This window comes from Streptomyces sp. NPDC001508, assembly GCF_040298665.1.
GTDB lineage: Bacteria > Actinomycetota > Actinomycetes > Streptomycetales > Streptomycetaceae > Streptomyces.
Window position 1 is genome coordinate 36,031 of record NZ_JBEPAP010000027.1, and the last position, 19,058, is coordinate 55,088.

Annotated in this window: 20 protein-coding genes; 8 read left to right on the forward strand and 12 right to left on the reverse strand. The window is 73.8% G+C overall.

Annotated features, from left to right (window positions below):
* The first annotated feature begins 60 nt into the window (after window positions 1–60).
* Window positions 61–1,020, forward strand: a complete 960-nt coding sequence (locus tag ABT245_RS23695; protein ID WP_351736662.1) for a CopD family protein — start codon at window positions 61–63, stop codon at window positions 1,018–1,020.
* Between the two features lie 48 nt (window positions 1,021–1,068).
* Here the strand turns inward: ABT245_RS23695 and ABT245_RS23700 are convergent, their stop codons facing one another.
* Both ABT245_RS23700 and ABT245_RS23705 read right to left on the reverse strand, forming a co-directional pair.
* The gene (locus ABT245_RS23700) at window positions 1,069–2,112 is read right to left on the reverse strand and encodes a zinc-dependent alcohol dehydrogenase family protein (protein WP_351736664.1); all 1,044 of its coding nucleotides are present in this window, start codon (window positions 2,110–2,112) and stop codon (window positions 1,069–1,071) included.
* 363 nt (window positions 2,113–2,475) lie between these two features.
* The gene (locus ABT245_RS23705; protein WP_351736788.1) at window positions 2,476–3,192 is read right to left on the reverse strand and encodes a VIT1/CCC1 transporter family protein; all 717 of its coding nucleotides are present in this window, start codon (window positions 3,190–3,192) and stop codon (window positions 2,476–2,478) included.
* 289 nt (window positions 3,193–3,481) lie between these two features.
* On the opposite strand from ABT245_RS23705, the gene ABT245_RS23710 reads away from it, so the two are divergent.
* The 5 genes from ABT245_RS23710 (at window position 3,482) to ABT245_RS23730 (ending at window position 8,266) form a co-directional block, all read left to right on the forward strand.
* Window positions 3,482–4,480 (forward strand): DEDDh family exonuclease, encoded by a 999-nt coding sequence (locus ABT245_RS23710; protein WP_351736666.1) that lies wholly within the window; start codon window positions 3,482–3,484, stop codon window positions 4,478–4,480.
* Between the two features lie 95 nt (window positions 4,481–4,575).
* Complete coding sequence (locus tag ABT245_RS23715) at window positions 4,576–4,809, forward strand: metallothionein (protein ID WP_351736668.1); 234 nt, start codon at window positions 4,576–4,578, stop codon at window positions 4,807–4,809.
* A 49-nt stretch (window positions 4,810–4,858) separates the two neighbouring features.
* A complete protein-coding gene (locus ABT245_RS23720; protein ID WP_351736670.1) occupies window positions 4,859–5,650 on the forward strand; it encodes an SURF1 family cytochrome oxidase biogenesis protein in 792 nt (263 codons plus the stop codon).
* A gap of 70 nt (window positions 5,651–5,720) precedes the next feature.
* Window positions 5,721–7,505 carry a glycoside hydrolase family 15 protein gene (locus tag ABT245_RS23725; protein ID WP_351736672.1) on the forward strand — a complete coding sequence of 595 codons (1,785 nt, stop codon included), beginning with the start codon at window positions 5,721–5,723 and terminating at the stop codon, window positions 7,503–7,505.
* A 5-nt stretch (window positions 7,506–7,510) separates the two neighbouring features.
* Complete coding sequence (locus tag ABT245_RS23730) at window positions 7,511–8,266, forward strand: SDR family oxidoreductase (RefSeq protein WP_351736674.1); 756 nt, start codon at window positions 7,511–7,513, stop codon at window positions 8,264–8,266.
* A 532-nt stretch (window positions 8,267–8,798) separates the two neighbouring features.
* Here the strand turns inward: ABT245_RS23730 and amaP are convergent.
* From amaP to ABT245_RS23755, 5 genes are read right to left on the reverse strand one after another with little or no spacing between them, the layout of a single operon-like run.
* Window positions 8,799–9,386 (reverse strand): alkaline shock response membrane anchor protein AmaP, encoded by a 588-nt coding sequence (amaP, locus tag ABT245_RS23735; protein ID WP_351736676.1) that lies wholly within the window; start codon window positions 9,384–9,386, stop codon window positions 8,799–8,801.
* Window positions 9,383–10,060 carry a DUF6286 domain-containing protein gene (locus ABT245_RS23740; RefSeq protein WP_351736678.1) on the reverse strand — a complete coding sequence of 226 codons (678 nt, stop codon included), beginning with the start codon at window positions 10,058–10,060 and terminating at the stop codon, window positions 9,383–9,385. The genes amaP and ABT245_RS23740 overlap by 4 nt, the downstream gene beginning before the upstream one ends.
* Entirely contained in the window at window positions 10,057–10,488 is a 432-nt protein-coding gene (locus ABT245_RS23745) for an Asp23/Gls24 family envelope stress response protein (RefSeq protein WP_351736680.1), read from the reverse strand. The genes ABT245_RS23740 and ABT245_RS23745 overlap by 4 nt, the downstream gene beginning before the upstream one ends.
* The gene (locus tag ABT245_RS23750) at window positions 10,485–10,679 is read right to left on the reverse strand and encodes a hypothetical protein (protein WP_351736682.1); all 195 of its coding nucleotides are present in this window, start codon (window positions 10,677–10,679) and stop codon (window positions 10,485–10,487) included. Before ABT245_RS23750 ends, ABT245_RS23745 begins: the two co-directional genes overlap by 4 nt.
* 53 nt (window positions 10,680–10,732) lie before the next feature.
* Window positions 10,733–11,212: an Asp23/Gls24 family envelope stress response protein gene (locus ABT245_RS23755; protein ID WP_351736684.1), complete on the reverse strand. Its 480-nt coding sequence runs from the start codon at window positions 11,210–11,212 to the stop codon at window positions 10,733–10,735.
* Window positions 11,213–11,299: 87 nt separating this feature from the next.
* Here ABT245_RS23755 and ABT245_RS23760 point away from each other — a divergent pair, with 87 nt between their 5' ends.
* Window positions 11,300–12,109: an Asp23/Gls24 family envelope stress response protein gene (locus ABT245_RS23760; protein WP_351736686.1), complete on the forward strand. Its 810-nt coding sequence runs from the start codon at window positions 11,300–11,302 to the stop codon at window positions 12,107–12,109.
* 28 nt (window positions 12,110–12,137) lie between these two features.
* Here the strand turns inward: ABT245_RS23760 and ABT245_RS23765 are convergent, their stop codons facing one another.
* The 4 genes from ABT245_RS23765 to ABT245_RS23780 form a co-directional block, all read right to left on the reverse strand.
* The gene (locus ABT245_RS23765) at window positions 12,138–12,941 is read right to left on the reverse strand and encodes an enoyl-CoA hydratase/isomerase family protein (RefSeq protein WP_351736688.1); all 804 of its coding nucleotides are present in this window, start codon (window positions 12,939–12,941) and stop codon (window positions 12,138–12,140) included.
* Between the two features lie 162 nt (window positions 12,942–13,103).
* The gene (locus ABT245_RS23770) at window positions 13,104–13,325 is read right to left on the reverse strand and encodes a helix-turn-helix domain-containing protein (protein WP_004002281.1); all 222 of its coding nucleotides are present in this window, start codon (window positions 13,323–13,325) and stop codon (window positions 13,104–13,106) included.
* Between the two features lie 335 nt (window positions 13,326–13,660).
* Window positions 13,661–15,259, reverse strand: a complete 1,599-nt coding sequence (gene abc-f, locus ABT245_RS23775) for a ribosomal protection-like ABC-F family protein (protein WP_351736690.1) — start codon at window positions 15,257–15,259, stop codon at window positions 13,661–13,663.
* 93 nt (window positions 15,260–15,352) lie between these two features.
* Entirely contained in the window at window positions 15,353–15,997 is a 645-nt protein-coding gene (locus tag ABT245_RS23780) for an outer membrane protein assembly factor BamB family protein (protein ID WP_351736692.1), read from the reverse strand.
* Between the two features lie 1,108 nt (window positions 15,998–17,105).
* Between ABT245_RS23780 and ABT245_RS23785 the strand changes: the two genes are divergently transcribed.
* Window positions 17,106–17,519, forward strand: a complete 414-nt coding sequence (locus tag ABT245_RS23785) for a VOC family protein (RefSeq protein ID WP_351736694.1) — start codon at window positions 17,106–17,108, stop codon at window positions 17,517–17,519.
* Window positions 17,520–17,535: 16 nt separating this feature from the next.
* On the opposite strand, the gene ABT245_RS23790 is transcribed toward ABT245_RS23785, so the two are convergent.
* On the reverse strand, window positions 17,536–18,825 hold the full coding sequence (locus tag ABT245_RS23790; RefSeq protein ID WP_351736696.1) for a hypothetical protein: 1,290 nt from the start codon (window positions 18,823–18,825) through the stop codon (window positions 17,536–17,538).
* Window positions 18,826–19,058 lie beyond the last annotated feature (233 nt).

A 19,058-nucleotide genomic window follows, 5' to 3' on the forward strand; every position in this document is an offset into this window, starting at 1 on the left:
TCCCGGCTTGCTGCCTTTCCCGGCTTGCTGCCGTTCGTGGCGGCTGGCGAAGATCCGGGGGTGACCCTGATACGACCGACCGCCGTCCTGGCCCTGGTGGCGCTGGCCGCTCTGATACCCCTGCTCGGGCCGTCCGCCGCCCTGCACGGCACCGGGGAGGCCGCCGCCCCGGGCGTCGGCGGCATAGCCCTGCTGCGCACGGTGCTGTTCGCGGCGCCGTGCGTACCGCTGGGCGAGCTGTTCGTGAACCGGCTGGCCCGCGGACTGCCCGGCGCGCCGTCCGGCACGCCCCGCAGTTGGGCGCCGTACGCGGCCGGCGCCGGTTTCCTCGCCGCGCTGGGGCTCGCCTCGGTCGTGGCGACCGGCAACCTGGTGCCGCACAGCCCCTCCCAGATCGACATCGGCGGCCTCTACGGCACCCGTGACGGCGCGCTCGCCCTGCTGGAGGTCAACGCGTTCCTCCTGGCCGGACTGTGCGCGCTCGGCCGCCGGCCCGGCCTCCAGCTCTGGCCGGCGGCCGCGGTCGTGTGCGCGGAGGCGCTGCGCGCCCACCCCACGACGGAGCACAGCCCGCTGATCGGTACGGGGCTGACCCTCGTGCACCTGGCGTGCGCGGCGCTGTGGACCGGCGGCCTGCTGCACGTGCTGCGGACGCTGCGGCCATGGCGCCGGGCCGGCGCCGGCCCGGCGGGCGCCGCGCTGCTGGGGCTCTACGCGCGCGTGGCCACCGTGCTCCTCGCGGCGATCACCGCCACCGGCCTGTGCAGCACCCTGCGCCGGATGCCCGCGGACACGGTGCTGCACCAGCTGACGGACACGGCCTACGGGCGCACCCTGCTGGCCAAGGTGATCCTGGTGGCCGCCGTGGCCCTGCTCGCCCTGTGGGCACGGATCCGGCTGCGCCATGCGGCCGACCCGCTGACCGCATGCGTACCCGCGCGGGGTGAGGTGATCGTCCTCGGGGTGGTGGTCGCGGTGTCGGGGCTGCTGACCGCGCTGCCCCTGCCGATCCGCTGGTGACCGCCGGTGACCCGGTCCGAAGGCGACCGGGAGTCACATGGCGCCGTCTCAGGTGGTGATGAGCACCTTCAGGGCGGAGCGCTCGTCCATCGCCTTGTAGCCGTCCGGTACGCCTTCCAGAGCGACCGTCAGGTCGAAGACGGGCGAGGGGTCGACGGTGCCGTCGAGGATGTCCGGCAGCAGCTCCGGGATGTACGCGCGGACCGGTGCGACCCCGCCGCGCAGCGCGATGTTGCGGTCGAACATGACGCCCAGGTCGAGACTGGTGCCGCTGCCGTACGGCACGCCGACGTAGCCGATGGCCCCGCCGTCCCGGGCGACGCGCACGGCCGTCGTCATCGACTGCTCGGTGCCGACCGCTTCGACGACGGCGTGCGCGCCCTGGCCCCGGGTGAGCGCGCGGACCGCAGCCACGGCGGCCTTCCCGCGTTCGGCGACGACGTCGGTGGCGCCGAAGCGGCGCGCGAGGTCCGTGCGGACCCGGTGCCGGCCCAGCGCGATGATCCGCTCGGCGCCCAGCCGCCGGGCCGCCAGGACGGCGCACAGGCCGACGGCGCCGTCCCCGACGACGGCGACGTCGGCACCGGGTCGGACACCGGCGCCGAGGGCGGCGTGGTGGCCGGTGCCGAGGACGTCCGAGAGGGTCAGCAGGGCCGACAGCAGACGGTCGTCGCCGGCCGCCTCCTTGGGCAGCACCACGAGGGTGCCGTCGGCGAACGGCACCCGCACGGCCTCGCCCTGGCCGCCGTCGTAGCCGACGGAACCCCAGTAGCCGCCGTGCTCGCAGGAGGTGGTCAGGCCCTCGCGGCAGTAGTCGCAGACGCCGTCGGACCACTTGAAGGGCGCGACGACGAGGTCGCCGCGGCGCACGCCGCCCACCTCGGAGCCGGTCTCCTCGACCACGCCCAGGAACTCGTGTCCGATCCGCTGCCCCGGCTGCCGCGGCGCCACGCCGCGGTACGCCCACAGGTCGCTGCCGCAGACGCAGGCGCGCAGGACCCGCACCACCGCGTCGGTGGGCAGCCGCACGACCGGGTCGGGCACGGTCTCCACGCGGACGTCGTACGGGGCGTGGATGGTGGTGGCGCGCATGGCGGGGTCTTTCTCTTGCGGTGTCCGTGCGGTGTCCGTGTGTGGGTGCGCGGGGTGGTGCCTCGTGCAGTGTCCATGTGGCGGTGCCTCGTGCAGTGTTCGTGTGGCGGTGCGCGGGGTGGTGCCTCGTGCGGTGCCCTTGTGGCGGTGCCTCGTGCGGTGTTCGTGTGTGGGTGCGCGGGGTGGTGCCTCGTGCGGTGCCCGTGCGGCGGTGTTCGTGTGGCGGTGCGCGGGGTGGTGGGGGCGTGGTCGCGGGGGGGTGCGTGCGTGGGGTACGCCCGGGGTGATCGAGCCCACTTCACGGTACGTCGTCCGCGCGCCCGACCGCCGTCGGACGGACCCGCGCGTCGGAGCGCGGACCGGTCAGAGCCCGACCGCGCCCAGCAGGGTGCCGACCGCGTAGGTGACCCCCATGGCGAGGGCTCCGCCGGCCACGTTCCGCAGCACCGCGCGGCCGGGGGCCGCCGCGCCCAGCCGTGCGCTGCTCCAGCCGGTCAGCACCAGCGAGGCCAGGACGGACACCACGGTGACCGGGAGCCGCCGGTCCGCGGGCGGCAGCACGATGGCGAGCAGGGGCAGCAGCGCGCCGACCGTGAAGGCGAGGAAGCTCGCCCACGCCGCGTGCCAGGGATTGGTCAGCTCGTCCGGGTCGATGCCGAGTTCCACGCGCGCGTGGGCCCGCAGCGCGTCCCGCGCGGTGTACTGCTCCGCCGCCTCCCGCGCCACCTCCCGGGACAGCCCGCGCTCCTCCAGCAGGCCGGCCAGTTCCTCCAGTTCGGCCTGCGGCTGCTCCGTCAACTCCCGCTTCTCCACGGCCAGGGCGGCCATCTCCGAGTCACGCTGGGTCGACACGGACACGTACTCGCCCGCGGCCATCGACATCGAACCGGCGAGCAGCCCGGCGAGTCCGGCGGTGAGCAGGGCGGCACGGTCGCTCGTCGCCCCGGCCACGCCGACGACGAGACCGGCCGTGGACACGATGCCGTCGTTCGCCCCGAGGACCGCCGCCCGCAACCAGTTCAGCCGGGAGCCGAGCCCGCCGCCGTGCGGCTCGTCGTGTGGGGGGCGCGTCGGTTCCATCACAGGACGGAGGATCGCAGCTCGCCCTCCGGAGCGCCCGCAGCGACGCTCCCCCGGTGCCGGACACGCACTGCGCGGAAGCCGCACCGCGCGGGACGCCGCACCGGCCGGAACGCGCACCGGCCGGGACACGCAACGGCCGTGGTGCGAGCGCGGCTTGCCGGGCGGACGGCGTGCCCGCCCCCGAAACGCGCGCCCAGGTCGGCGATTTGACGTCGCCTCGGACCCGACGTGGGGCGCCGGGAGCCCGGGAGCCGGCTGTCGGTCCCGGCCCGTATCCTCAGTGACCATGCTCGAAGACCGTACGACCGCAGCGTCCTCCCCCACCCGGTGGCCGGCCGCGTATCCCAAGGGATACGCGGTCGTTGACGTGGAGACCACCGGGCTCGCCAGGGACGACCGGATCATCTCCGCGGCCGTCTACCGGCTGGACGCGCGCGGCGAGGTCGAGGACCACTGGTACACGCTGGTCAACCCGGAGCGCGATCCGGGCCCGGTGTGGATCCACGGTCTGACGAACGAGGTGCTTGCGGGGGCGCCGCTCTTCGCGGACATCGCCGACGAGTTCGCCGCCCGGCTGGCGGACCGGGTGCTCGTCGCGCACAACGCCGTCTTCGACTGGCAGATGATCGCACGCGAGTACGCGCGCGCGAAACGCGAGGCGCCGGTGCGTCAACGGCTGTGCACCATCGCGCTGTCCAAGGAGCTGGGCCTGCCGCTGCCCAACCACAAGCTGGAGTCGCTGGCGGCGCACTTCGGCGTCGTACAGCGGCAGGCGCACCACGCGCTGGACGACGCGCGCGTGCTCGCGGAGGCCTTCCGGCCCAGCCTGCGGGCCGCGGCGCGCAAGGACGTCCGGCTGCCGCTGCTGGAGTGCCGGCCGCTGACCGAGTGGAACGACACGCCCGTGCCGCTGATCGGCCGGCAGGCGGGCGGCGGCTGGGGCGGCTACCGGCCGTCCGGTTGGCGTCCCGCCCGCAGGCGCCCCGCGTGCCCCTACCCCAACCCGGGGCGCTGGGAGGAGGGCAAACGGCTCAAGCAGGGCATGCGGGTCGCGTTCTCCGGGGACACGTCGGTCGACCGCGAGCTGCTGGAGGACCGGGCGACCGAGGCGGGGCTGCATGTGTCGACGAGCCTGTCCCGGCTGACCAGTCTGCTGGTCACGAACGACCCGGACTCGGGCACCTCGAAGGTGGTCAAGGCGCGGCAGTACGGTACGCCCGTGATCGACGAGGCGGCGTTCGGCCAACTGCTGAGAGACGTGGAACCGGCGACCCGCCGACGCTGACCGCGCGGTGCGTGCGGGGCGGGCGGTCGGGTGATTGGGGGCGACTCGCCCGGTGGCCGCTCGACCGGGCGACGGTGACCACTCACCCTGAGCCCATGGCGAAATGCGAAGTTTGTGGCAATGACTACGGAATGACGTTCGAGGTGCACGCCCAGGGCGCGGTCCATGTCTTCGACTGCTTCTCCTGCGCGATCCACCGCATGGCCCCGGTGTGCGAGCACTGCCGGGTCTCGATCATCGGCCAGGGCGTGGAGGCCGGGGGCCAGTGGTTCTGCGGCGCCCACTGTGCCCGGGCCGCGGGCAAGACGGGGATCGTGGACCGGGTGTGAACCGGTACCCGACCGAATGCACCCGACGTCCAAGTTGTACGGTCGACGGGTGTACCGCTTCCTGTTGACCCGGCAGTGGGTGATCCTCACCCTGATCGCCCTGCTCCTGATCCCCGTGATGATCGAGCTGGGCTTCTGGCAGAAGCACCGGTACGAAGAGCGCAGTGCCCGGAACCAGTTGGTCACCGACGCCCTGTCCGCCAAGGCCGTACCCGTGGAGCAGCTGACCTCGCCCGGACACGCGGTGACCCGCACCGAGCGGTATCGCAGCGTCACCGCGACGGGCACCTTCGACACCGGCCATGAGGTCGTGGTGCGCCGCCGCGTCAACTCCGACGACGAGGTCGGCTTCCACGTCCTGACCCCGTTCGTGCTGACCGACGGCAAGGTGCTCCTGGTCAACCGCGGCTGGATCCCGGCGACCGGCTCCCAGACCGCCTTCCCGAAGATCCCCGCGCCGCCCGCGGGCCGCACCACCGTCACGGGGCGGCTGAAGACGGACGAGACGACCGCGGCGAGCGGCATCAAGAACGTCGAGGGGCTGCCGGACCGCCAGATCATGCTGATCAACAGCGAGGAGGAGGCCCGGCGGCTCGGCGCCGAGGTACTCGGCGGCTACGTCGAGCAGACGGCCCCCGAGCCGAAGGGCGACACCCCGCAGCAGATCTCCGACCCGGGCAAGGAAGACGCCCCGCTGAACTACGCGTACATGATCCAGTGGTGGCTGTTCGCCGCCGCGGTCCCGGTCGGCTGGGTCGTCCTGGCGCGCCGGGAGGCACATGAGCGTACCCGTGCGACGGACGGCGGGGCGACGCCGCAGGCGGAACCGGCCGCCGTGTGACCACCGGGCGCGTCACTCGCCCGGCCGCGCCCCGGATTGTCCCGTCGGTACACCGGGAACCCGCATCTGCGTGCACTCCCGCATCGAGGACTACGCCCTCATCAGCGATGAGCAGACCGCTGCCCTGGTCGGCACGGACGGCTCCATCGACTGGCTGTGTCTGCCCCGGTTCGACTCCGGCGCCTGCTTCGCGAGGCTCCTCGGCGACGAGGAGAACGGGCACTGGAGGATCGCGCCCGTGGACGCGGACAGCTGCACCCGCCGCGGCTACCGTCCCGACACGCTGGTCCTCGACACCGAGTGGGACACCCCCGAGGGGACCGTCCGGGTCACCGACCTGATGCCGCAGCGCGAGCGCGCGCCCGAGCTGATCCGGATCGTGGAGGGCGTCAGCGGGCGCGTCACCGTGCACAGCACGCTCCGCCTCCGCTTCGACTACGGCTCGATCATCCCGTGGATGCGCCGCTCCGGCGGCCACCGGGTCGCCGTCGCCGGACCGGACTCGGTGTGGCTGCGCAGCGAGCCCGAGGTGCGGACATGGGGCAAGGACTTCGGCACGCACTCCGAGTTCTCCGTCGCGGAGGGCGAGAAGATCGCCTTCGTCCTCACCTGGCACCCCTCGCACGAGCCGCGGCCCGGCCTGGTCGATCCGTACCAAGCGCTCAGCTCCAGTGTGCGGGACTGGCGGCGCTGGGCGGCCCGCTGCCGCTACGACGGCCCCCACCGGGACGCCGTCGTACGCTCCCTGATCACCCTCAAGGCCCTCACGTACCGTCCGACCGGTGGCATCGTCGCCGCGGCCACCACGTCGCTGCCCGAGGAACTGGGCGGTGTGCGCAACTGGGACTACCGCTACTGCTGGCTGCGCGACTCCACCCTCACCCTCGGCGCCCTGCTGTCGGCGGGATACCACAAGGAGGCCGGGGCCTGGCGCGACTGGCTGCTGCGCGCGGTCGCGGGCGACCCGGCGGATCTGCAGATCATGTACGGCGTGGCCGGTGAGCGGCGGCTGCCCGAGTTCGAGGTGCCGTGGCTGTCCGGGTTCGCCGGGTCGGCGCCGGTGCGGATCGGCAACGGCGCCGTCAACCAGTTGCAGCTCGACGTGTACGGCGAGGTCATGGACTCGCTGTGGCTGGCCCGGCGTTCCGGGCTGTCGCCCAAGCCGCACATGTGGTCGATGCAGAACATCCTGCTGGAGTGGCTGCGCGCCCATTGGCAGCAGCCGGACGAGGGGCTGTGGGAGGTGCGCGGCGGACGCCGGCACTTCGTGCACTCGAAGGTGATGGTGTGGGTGGCCGCCGACCGGGCGGTGCGCACCCTGGAGGAGTATCCGGACCTCCCCGGGGACAAGGCGGGCTGGCGGGCGCTGCGGGACGAGGTGCACCGCGAGGTGTGTGAGAAGGGCTACGACCCGGACCGGAACACCTTCACCCAGTACTACGGCTCGCGGGAGCTGGACGCCGCTCTGCTGCTCATCCCCCGCGCCGGGTTTCTGCCGCCGGACGATCCGCGGGTGATCGGCACGGTGGACGCGGTCCGCGCGGAGCTGGGGCGCGACGGGTTCGTGCAGCGCTACGCCGGCGCCGACGACGGCATCGACGGGCTGCCCGGCCGCGAGGGCGTCTTCCTGGCCTGCTCGTTCTGGCTCGCGGACGCGCTGCATCTGACGGGCCGTACGGCGCAGGCGCGGCGGCTGTTCGAGCGGCTGGTGGGGATCGCCAACGACGTGGGGCTGCTGTCCGAGGAGTACGACCCGGCGGCCGGGCGCCAGCTGGGCAACTTCCCACAGGCCTTCAGCCATATCGCGTTGGTGAACACCGCCCTCGTGCTGTTCGGGGGCGAGGGGGCAGGATAGGGGCCATGGATCTTGGACTGAAGGACCGGGTGTACGTCGTCACGGGGGCCACGCGCGGGCTGGGCAACGCCGCCGCGCGCGAACTGGTCGCCGACGGGGCGAAGGTGGTCATCACGGGGCGGGACGAGCAGCGGGTCGCCGACGCGGCGGCCGAACTGGGCCCCGGCGTGATCGGGGTCGCCGTGGACAACGCCGACCCGGACGCCCCCGCGCGGCTGATCGCGACCGCCCGCGAGCGGTTCGGCCGCTTCGACGGCGTGCTGGTCAGCGTCGGCGGGCCGCCGCCGGGTTTCGTCGCCGACAACACGGACGAGCAGTGGCGGGCCGGTTTCGAGTCGGTGTTCCTGGGCGCGGTGCGGGTCGCTCGCGCGGCGGCGGCTGAGCTGGCGGAGGGCGGTGTCATCGGGTTCGTGCTGTCCGGGTCGGTGCACGAGCCGATCCCCGGGCTGACGATCTCCAACGGGCTGCGGCCCGGACTGGCCGGCTTGGCCAAGTCGATCGCGGACGAGCTGGGGCCGCGCGGGATCCGGGTCGTGGGGCTGCTGCCGGGGCGCATCGACACGGACCGCGTGCGCGAGCTGGACGCGCTGTCCGCGGACCCGGCGGTCACCCGGGCCGCGAGCGAGGCACGCGTCCCGCTGCGCCGGTACGGCACACCGGCTGAGTTCGGCCGGGTGGCCGCGTTCGTGCTGTCCCCTGCCGCCTCCTATCTGACGGGCATCATGCTCCCGGTCGACGGCGGAATGCGCCACGGCTTCTGAGGCAACGGCCCGCACCCATCGGCCGGACTCCCCCGCGCCCTGCCCGCTGTCCCGGAACACACGGCACCGACACCGCCGGCACCCTGCCGACCACGGGCGGTACCCGACTGGTTCCGCAGGCCCCGCGCCGTACCGAAGACCGGGGCGAGTCGGCGACCGGCCGGGGCGGATGAGCACGGCCGACGGCCACAGGCCGGGGCGGGTGAGTGGAAGCGGCGCGACCACCGCCGCGACGCCGCGCAGCGCGCCGCTGCACTCCCGGAACGGGCCGACCAGCGGGCCGCCGACGCGACGACCGAACTGGGCCGGAGCACACGGCACCGACTCCGACGGCTGCCTGCCGACCACGGCCGCTACCCGGCTGGTTCCACGGGCCACCGCAGGCCCCGCGCGATGCCGAAGACCGGTACGACCAGTGGGCCGCCGGCGCGACGGCCGAACTGGGCCCCGGCGCCGACACGCCCGCACGGCTCATCGCGACCGCACGACCCGCGGCAGGGCGCGAACGCGGCCGGGGTGTCGGTCGGCTGTGTCAAGTCACCCGCTCCGCGCGGTGCTTGACGGCTCGCAGGGACACCTCCGCCGGCAGCGCCGACAGCCGCGCGGAGTCGCGGGCGCGGGCCAGGGACTCGGTGGCGAGGTGGTGCAGGGCCGTGCCCGGGTCCACGTCCGGTTCCAGCTGGAGCCAGACCCGGGCCTGCGGGGCGGTGCGGCGGCCGGTCAGCGTCGCCTGGGCGTGGGCCACCCCGTCAAGACGGGCCGCGTCCCCGACGAGCACGGTCTCCAGGGCCCGGCCGCGCAGCAGCGCGCCCGCGCCGTCGCCCGTGTCGACGACCACCTCGGCCAGCCGGCGGCGGCGCAGCACCGCGATCAGCCACCACAGCCCGAGCAGCACGAGAACGGCGAGCCCGGCGATGACCGCGGGCCACCACCAGCCGGCGTCCCGCCACCGGCTCCGCTGGGCATCGCTGAGCAGCACATCGTGCGGCCCGCCGTGGATCCACCAGGACGGCGCCCCCGCGCCCAGGCCCACGGCCAGCACCGGGCCGCCGACGACGACCAGCAGCAGACCGATGATCCCGATCAGCACCCGGTTGACGATCCGGAGCACCGTAGTCACCCCTTCCGTCCGGGCCGTGCCACACGCACCGACAGGGCGGGCGGCCGGGACAGGCCCAGTCCTCGGACCGCCTCGGCGAGCGTGAGGTCCAGGTCGGCGCGTACCTCGTCGAGTTCACGGAAGTGCGAGACCGCGCGGACGTCGGCCTTCCGTCGCCGCATCCGCACCCGCACCGACCGCACGCCCGAGACCTCCATGGCCCGGTCGCGCAGCACCTGTGCGGCGGCCGCGCGCTGGAGTCCGGCCCGGACGTCGGGGTGGCCGCGCCGCATCGGCAGCAGGCTCCGCAGGCCGGGGGTGACGGCGAGCGCGATCAGCCACAGACCGAGGACCGTGGCGACGCCGGCGCCGATCAGCACCCAGATGTCGTCGAGGGGCCGGTGCGCGAGCTGATGGGCCAGGGCGCGGCGCCAGTGCATGGCGGGCTGATGGGCCCGTACGGCGGCGATGTCGTACAGGAAGACGCCCGCGCCGAGCAGGAGGAGCAGTGCGACGATGCCGGCGGGGACCCGGCGCACGGACCAGAAGCGGCCCTCCCGGCCGTCCGGGCCCTGCGCGGCGGCCGGCGGATCGTGGTCCACCGCCGCGGCGGACCGGTCGAGTGCGGGACCGGCCGGTTTCTCCACGACCGGCAGGGGCCGGGTGCCGTTCTCCGTGCCCTGGGGCTCGCTCATCGCGTCCTCCCGTCCGCGCCGTGCCCCGGTGCCAGATGCAGCCGCTCGACCTCCACGGCGACCTCCGGCACCTCCATGTCCGCCAACGCGCCTACCCGCTCGGTGACATGACGACGCACGGCCGCACAGCGGGCGCCGATGTCGGTCGGGTAGTCGAGTTCCAGGTGGACGCTGACCCGGGCCGAGGCGGTGGCGGCCGCCCGGTTCCGGGCGGATTCGGCGGCCGGGGGGCGCACGACGACGGTCGCGTGCGGGGGCGCGACGTCCTTCGGGAGCGGGCCGACGGCCTCCCGCGCGGCCTGCGCGGCGATCTTCGCGACGACCCGGTCGGCGATCCGGGTGGCGCCGCGCGCGCCCGGCGCGACGGCGGTCACCGCTCCGTGTGCCGCGCCGGGCCCATCACTCACGGACTCAGAGGCGGTCGTCATCGGGGCCGCTCGCGCTTGTGGTCGCGGGTACGGAAGAAGTCACCCGGTTCCAGGTCACCCTCCAGAAATCGGCCGACGACGAACCCGATCGCGCCCAGGGCCGCCACCAGCAGGAACGCGCCGAACCCGCCGAAGTACCCGGCGAAACCCAGCGCCATCCCGGCGATCATGCCAATCACGGCCATGTTCATCCTGCCGCCCTCCTCCGCTCCTCAGCCGCGTGGTCCCGTCGCCGCCCGGGGCATCACTGGATCCGCGGCTCCGGCTCCTCTTCTTCTTCCTCGGGGAGCTTGACATCACTCACCGCGATGTTGACCTCCACCACCTCAAGCCCGGTCATCCGCTCCACGGCGGCGATCACGTTCTCCCGGACGTCCCGGGCCACGTCGCCGATGGACACTCCGTAGTCCACGACGATCTCCAGGTCGAGCGCGGTCTGTACCTCGCCGACCTCGGCTTTCACCCCGCGGGTCACCGACTTCGAACCGCCCGGCACCCGGTCGCGCACGGCGCCGAAGGTCCGGCTCAGCCCACTGCCCATCGCATGCACGCCCAGCACGTCACGCGCGGCGAGCCCGGCGATCTTCTCCACGACCCCGTCGGCGATGGTGGTCCGGCCGCGGCTCGCCGGGTCCCCACCGCCGCGCTTGGTGGCTTTGCGGGTCTGTGTCTCGGCCTCGGCCTCGGGGCCCGTCGTCCGGTTCTGCTCCGTCATGTCGGTCATCGCCGTGCGTCCCTTCCGCTCGTCCTCCTGTGACCACCGTATGTGCGGTGACGGGAATGCGCGCCAGGAATAGGGCAGGCTGGAGGAATGACGGCGGATCCATGGACCCGAGTGGTTCGGCAGCAGGTGGGGCTCGGCAGGCTGCTGCCGCTCGGCGGTGCGCGGGACGGCGGGTGGATCACTGAGGCGGCGGCCGAGGCGGTGCTGCGGCGCGCCGCCGCGGAGGTGCCTGGGGTGCGCCTGGGCAGGCTGCGGATCGCACTCGCCGATGCTGACGGGACTGGCGGGACCGACGAGGCGGAGGAGGCCGGCGAGGCAGCCAAGGCGGAGGACGCGGCGGCTGCTGAGGCTGAAGAGACCGGTGAGGCAGAAGAGGCCGCCGTGCCGGCGCCGCCGAGCGCGTTGCCCCCGGGACCGCTGCGGGTGACGGCGGACTTCGCGGCCACGGCCGCCGCGCCGCTGACGGACACCGCGTCCCGGCTCCGGCTGGCCCTGGCCACGGCCGCAGACCGACGGCTCGGGCTGACGGTCACGGAGGTGGACCTGCGGATCACCGAACTGCTGGACGGGCCCGCGGACTCCCCGAAGGCGCGGGCGCCGCAGCCGGCCCCGGCCCGTGAGAGCAACGGCCCCGACGAGATCCGCGCGGCGACGGCGGCCCTGTCCGTGCCGGGTGTGGTCCGGCTGACCGGCAGCCTGGGCGGTCTTGGCCGGGGCGTGCACTGCGAGGAACGGCGGCACGGGCCGGACGCTTCGCCGCACCGCCATGTCCGGGTGGAGCTGGCGGTGGCGGCGGGGCACCGGCCGCTGGACGTGGTCCGTCAGGTGCGTACCGCGGTGGCGGCGGCGCTGGAGGGGCGTACGACGGTGGCGGTGCTGGTCACGGCGGTGGGCTGAGCGCCGGGCCGCCGGGCCCGTGCACGGCTCAGTCGCCGACGCCGGCCAGATCCCTCAGCCGCCGCGCCTGGGCGGTCCGTTCGGCGGCGCGCTGCTCCTCGTACGTGCGTCCGCCCGCCCCGCGCAGCAGGGCCTTGGTCTCCACCACGGCGTCGCGTGGCGCGGCCAGGATCGCCCCGGTCAGATCGTGTACGGCGGCGTCGAGTTCGCCGACGGGCACCGCGAGGTTGGCGAGCCCACAGCTCACCGCCTCCTCGGCGCCGACGAACCGCCCGGTCACGCAGATCTCCAGCGCGCGGGCGTATCCGACCAGGTCGACCAGCGGGTGCGTACCGGTCAGATCGGGCACGATCCCTAGGCTGGTCTCGCGCATCGCGAACTGCACGTCGTCGGCGACGACGCGCAGGTCACAGGCGAGGGCGAGCTGGAAGCCCGCGCCGATGGCATGTCCTTGGACGGCGGCGACGGAGACGAGGTCGTTCCGCCGCCACCAGGTGAATGCCTCCTGGAAGGCGGCGATGGCCGCGTCCAGTTCGGCATCGCCGAGGCGTGCGAGATCGGTGAGCGTCGGCTCGTCCACAATGCCGTCCGGGGCGAACATCCGACGGTCGAGCCCGGCGGAGAAGGACTTGCCCTCGCCGCGCAGCACGACGACTCGCACGGTGCCCGGCAGCGACCTCCCGGCCTCGGCCAACGCCCGCCACAGTGCGGGGCTCTGGGCGTTGCGCTTGGCCGGGTTGGTCAGGGACACCGTGGCGAGCGCGTCGTCGACGGTGAGCCGTACGCCGTCCTTGTCGAGTGCGGGAGCAAGGTCCTGGTCGGGCGAAGCCATGGGGCGCCTCCGATGAGTGCGGTCGACACGCCGTGCCGTGACGGCATGCTGAGTGACTGCACAGTAACCACCCGGCCGATCCGCGGTGCCCCCAGGCCCCTCAAGGGGGCCGCGGGAGGACCGGCCGAGTGGCCACCATCGAAGCCGATGGGCCGCCCGTGGTCAGGACGATGCGGCCTTCTTGCCCCGGGTCGCTCCGCCACGCCCACGGAGCGTGACGCCCGACTCGCTGAGCATCCGGTGTACGAAGCCATACGAGCGGCCGGTCTCCTCGGCCAGCGCCCGGATGCTCGCACCGGAGTCGTACTTCTTCTTCAGGTCTGCCGCGAGCTTGTCGCGCGCGGCGCCGGTCACCCGGCTGCCCTTCTTCAGAGTCTCGGCCACCCGTGCCTCCTCATGGGAAGTGCGCTCTGGTCTCCTCATGATCACCCCTCCCGGGCCCGATGGCCACCCATTCGGCAAGGTCCGTAAGACACGGTTTTGACGACAGGAGTACATCCCCACAAGCGGAATCAATGGTTCCGATGCCTGCCGTCCGTACCGCCGAACGGGTTCATTCGTGAAGTGCCAGGTCAGAGACGCACGACGGCCGACCCCTCACCGACGGAGGGATCGGCCGCGACATGGGTGTAGGACACACCCGGATACCAGGAGATCTCACACAGATGATGGATCACCGATGGGCCGAATGATCCATAGCCCGTGGATCATTCTTTCGATCAAGCCAGGGTGACGAGATCCGCGTAGTCGGCGCCCCACAGGTCCTCCACACCGTCCGGCAGCAGGATGATCCGCTCCGGCTGGAGCGCCTCCACCGCGCCCTCGTCGTGGGTGACCAGGACGACCGCGCCGGCGTAGGTGCGCAGCGCGCCGAGGATCTCCTCCCGGCTGGCCGGGTCGAGGTTGTTGGTCGGCTCGTCCAGGAGCAGCACGTTCGCCGACGAGACGACGAGTGTGGCGAGCGCCAGGCGGGTCTTCTCGCCGCCGGACAGGACGCCGGCGGGCTTGTCGACGTCGTCGCCGGAGAACAGGAACGAGCCCAGGACCTTGCGGACCTCGACCAGATCCATGTCGGGGGCGGCCGAGCGCATGTTCTCCAGGACCGTGCGGCCGGCGTCCAGGGTCTCGTGCTCCTGCGCGTAGTAGCCGAGCTTGAGGCCGTGGCCGGGGACGACCATGCCGGTGTCCGGCTGTTCGACGCCCGCGAGCAGCCGCAGCAGGGTGGTCTTGCCCGCGCCGTTGAGGCCCAGGATGACGACCCGCGAGCCCTTGTCGATGGCCAGGTCGACGTCGGTGAAGATCTCCAGCGAGCCGTACGACTTCGACAGGCCCTCGGCCATCAGCGGGGTCTTGCCGCAGGGCGCGGGCTCCGGGAAGCGCAGCTTGGCGACCTTGTCGGACTGGCGGACCGCTTCGAGGCCGGACAGCAGCTTCTCGGCGCGGCGTGCCATGTTCTGCGCGGCGACGGTCTTGGTGGCCTTGGCCCGCATCTTGTCGGCCTGGGCGTTGAGCGCGGCGGCCTTCTTCTCGGCGTTCTGCCGCTCACGCCTGCGACGCTTCTCGTCGGCCTCGCGCTGCTGCTGGTAGAGCTTCCAGCCCATGTTGTAGACGTCGATCATCGAACGGTTGGCGTCCAGGTAGAACACCTTGTTCACGACCGTCTCGACCAGGTCGACGTCGTGCGAGATGACGATGAAGCCGCCGCGGTACGTCTTCAGGTAGTCGCGCAGCCAGGCGATCGAGTCGGCGTCGAGGTGGTTCGTGGGCTCGTCGAGCAGCAGCGTGTCCGCGTCCGAGAACAGGATCCGGGCCAGCTCGACACGGCGGCGCTGACCGCCGGAGAGCGTGTGCAGCGGCTGGCCGAGCACCCGCTCGGGCAGGTTGAGCGCGGCGGCGATGGTGGCGGCCTCGGCCTCGGCGGCGTACCCGCCCTTGGTGAGGAACTCGGTCTCCTGACGCTCGTACTGCTTCAGCGCCTTCTCCCGGGTGGCGCCCTGGCCGGTGGCGATGCGCTGCTCGTTCTCGCGCATCTTGCGGATCAGCACGTCGAGGCCGCGTGCGGACAGGACGCGGTCGCGGGCGAGGATGTCCAGGTCGCCGGTGCGCGGGTCCTGCGGCAGATAGCCGACCTCGCCGGAGCGGGTGACGGTGCCGGCGGCGGGGATGCCCTCGCCTGCCAGGACCTTGGTGAGGGTGGTCTTGCCGGCGCCGTTGCGGCCGACGAGACCGATGCGGTCGCCCTTGGCGACGCGGAACGTGGCGTTCTCGATGAGGATGCGGGCACCGGCGCGCAGCTCGATACCGGAGGCGGAGATCACGGACAGACTCCAGGGCGGACGTCGTTGGCGGGATGGGCGGCTGAGGACGTTCCCGCCGTCTAATGCGCGAGGAGAATGGCCATGGGGGTCAGTCTAACTGGGCGGCGCAAGCGGTTTTCCCGGGTCCGGGTGTCCCGTTCCACGGCCCGGCATCTCGTTGCCGAGGGGCGTGCGGTGCGGCGCGACGGGCCCGAGGTCGTCGACGGCGATGAGCTGATCGGTCCAGGCGCCCCGCGCGCAGGGCTGGGCGACGAGCAGGTTCGGGCCGTGCCGCAGGGCACGGTCGGGACGGAACGCGCAGCGCTCACGCGCGGGCAGCACCCAGCGCAGGTCGCCGTCGGCGGTGCGGTACGCGGTGATGCGGTGCGGGGTGAGCACCGCGAGCATGCCACGGGGCAGCGGGCGCAGGACGCCCGTGGCGCCGTGCGCGGCGAGCCAGCCGGATGCCGCGGGCAGGGCGCGGTGCCAGCGCACGGAGCGGCCGTCGGTGGCGGTGACGAGTCCGTCGTCCCAGAGGGCGATGGCGTGCCCGCGCGCGGGGAGCACGTCGAGCGGGCGGCGGCCCTCGCGCGCGTAGCGCCAGCGGCGCTCGCCGTCGGCCGGGTCGTACGCCTCCACGGCCGCGCCGCGGGTACGGACCGCCGTCACGGCCTGCCCCTGGGGGTCGTGCGCGACGAGCCGGTCCCCGTAAGGGGCGGCGGGCCGCAACTGATGAGCGGCGACGAGAAGCACACCCACGAGAGCCCCACCGAGAACAAGCCCCCGAACGCCACCACGCACCCGCCCCACCTTCCCTGGGCCCCTCAGCACGCCTTCCCACCCATCCCCACCACCGGGAACCTGTGCCGGCCCTTCCGGTCCTCCAGCGCCATCCGGCCCACCAAGCCCTTGCCGCCCCTCGGGCCCTTCCGGGGCGTCCGGTCCGGAAGGCTTCTCCGGCCCCTCTGGCCCTGCGGGGGCATCCGGTCGTCCCGGCTCTGCCGGCTCCTCTGGCCCGGCTGGGGCGTCCGGTCCGTCGAGTCCCTGCGGCCCCTTTGGCCCTTCCGGTCCGCCCGGCTCTGCCGGCCCGTCGGGTTCGCCCCATCCCTCCGGGCCACTCAGTCCGCCCAGCCCTTCGGGGCTGGCAGGTCCCTGCGGTCCATCTGATCCGCCCGGCCCTTCCGATCCCCCGGACCCTTCCCGGCCATCTGGCCCGACCGACCCGACCGCGCCATCCGGTCCGCCAGGCTTTTCCGGCCCCTCTGGCCCTTCCGGGGCGTCCGGTCCGCCCGGCTCTTCTGCTCCCTCGGGTTCGCCCCATCCCTCCGGGCCACTCAGTCCGCCCAGCCCTTCGGGGCCGGCAGGTCCCTGCGGTCCATCCTGTTCGCCCCGCCCCAAGGCCCCTCCTGTCCTTTCGGTCCGCCCGGTTCGCCAGTCCGCCCAGCCCCATCGTCCGGCCGGTTCCTACGGCGCCTCCAGAGCACCCCGTCCACCTGGCCCGTCTGATCCGCCCGGCGCCTTCGGCCACAGGCCGGCCGGTCCCTCGGGGCCGTCCCGTCCGCCCAGTCCGCACTGCCCTTCCGGGGCGGCCGGGGCAGGCGCAGAGCGTAGTCAGGCGGGGGCGGGGCGGCGGGGCGGGCGGGTGCGACACGCAAGGGGGCCTTCGGCCGTCCCCCGTTCGGCCGCTCGGGTGCTCGGGTGCCGGATCGGGGCATGGGCCGGTGCGACACGTTCCGGTGAAGCGGGGGCCGGTTGCCGCCGGGCGTTGTCAGTGCCGGGTGCAAGACTGGGCGGCAGGTCGGATCCACGGGACCGACGGGCCCGTCGACGGACACAGGTGAGGCATGTTCACAGGGGAGTGATCGGCATGGCAGGCACGGGCGGAGGGCGTCCGAGCATCTATCCGACGCTGCTGTACGCGGACGCGAAGGCGGCGATCAAACAGCTCACGGAGGCCTTCGGATTCACCGAGCTGTCGGTGTACGAGGGAGAGAACGGCTTGGTGCTGCACGCCGAGCTGGTGCAGGGCAACGGTGCGGTGATGCTGGGTTCCAAGGGCCGCGGCGGCGTCTTCGACACGCTGATGAGGGACGCGGGCCCGGCGGGGGTGTACATCGTGGTGGACGACGTCGACGCGCATCACCAGCGCGCCGTGGACCACGGCGCGGAGATCGTGATGCCCCCGACGGACCAGGACTACGGCTCGCGGGACTACACGGCCCGGGACGCCGAGGGCAATATCTGGAGCTTCGGGACATACGCCCCCGAGATAGGGATCTGACCCGCTCGGCCGCGCGCTATCCGCCGGTGTGCACCTGGAAAGCGGCCCGGCGCACCGCCTTGGCCAGGGCCGGGTCGGGGTGCGCGGCGGCGAGCGCGACCAGGACCTGCACGGTGCGCGGGTGCCCCACCGCGCGCACCTCGTCGAGCAGCCGGGGGACGGTGGGCTGCACCGCGGACTCCAGATGACGCACGAGCATCGGCGCCTCGCCGTGGTCGGCGACGGCGGCGGCGGTGTCGACCCACAGCCACGTGGCCTCTTCGCGGGTGAGGACCTCGTGGGCGTCCTCCGGGTCGGCCCCGTCGTGCTCGGCGAGCCACAGCAGGGCGTAGGGCCGCAGCGTGGGCTCGTCGACGACGCCGTGCACATCGGGCTCGGCGGGGGCGCCGACGACCCGCAGTGCCTCGAAGGCGAGGCCGCGCAGCAGCGCGTCGTCGCCGCGGGCGGCCCCGATCAGTTCGGTGACGGCGCTGCCGACGGGGCGGGCGGCGAGCCAGGCGCGGTACTCGGCGCGGGCGGCGTTGGGGCGGAGCTGGGCGCAGCCGCGGAGCATGTCCTCGGCGGACTGTTCGATGTTCCCGGCCGGACTCTGCGCGGCCACGCAGATCTGCTCCAGCTTGACCCACACCGCCCAGCTGCCGAGCGGGGTGAGGGTGGCCTGGCCGTCGCCGTAGGTGAGGGCGCCGACGGAGGCGAGGGCGTGCAGGGCCCAGTCGAGGATCGGGGCGAGGAGGGTGTCCTCGGCGGGCGCGGGCGGCGGCGCGGCGGGCGCGTCTGCCGTCGGGAGCGCGGCGCCCGGGGCATCGTCCGGACCGGGCTCGTAGGGGACTTCGCAGCGCTCGGTGCGCAGTTCGGTCACCCGCTGCCGGAGCAGGTCGAGGAGCTGCTCGACCGGGACCGGGCCGGCGGACAACTGGAGGAAGGAGAGCACCTGAGGCATGGCCGAGACCACGTCCGCGACGACCGCGTGCTCGTGCTCGGCGGGTTCCGGATGGGCCAGCGACCAGGCGTCGAACAGGGCGACCCAGCCGCGCAGTACGGCACTGTCGTCCCGGTCCCAGGCACGCAGCCGCCAGCCGGGGCGGGCGCTGTCGCCGTGCACCTCGACCAGGCCGGCGAGGCGGGCGGTGTCCCAGTCGGCCCGGACCTGGGCCACGGTCAGATGCAGATCGCCGGCCGCGCGTTCGGCGGCCGCGTCGGAGAGGGTGGCCTTGCCGTCCTCGGTGGCCCCGGCGCGGCCGGGGCCGAGGGCGGCGTCGGCCCAGTGGGCGACGCGGGCCGCACCCGCCAGGCCGGAGCGCGCCATTCTGGCCAGCTCCGCGGGGGCGGGCGTGCCTTCCGGTGGCCGGGGTGCGGGGCGGCTCGGGCGCCGCTGGTTCACAGCTCTGGGGGCGGCGGCCAGGGGTCGCGGTCGGACGAGTCGAAGCCTGGAGTCGCGCGGGATACGGGACGTCACGGGGGCAGTCTCCCGGTTGACGGTCCGAAAACCCAAACGGAATGTCACGGCGGGCGACGGGGGTGGCCAACGCACGGGTCCGG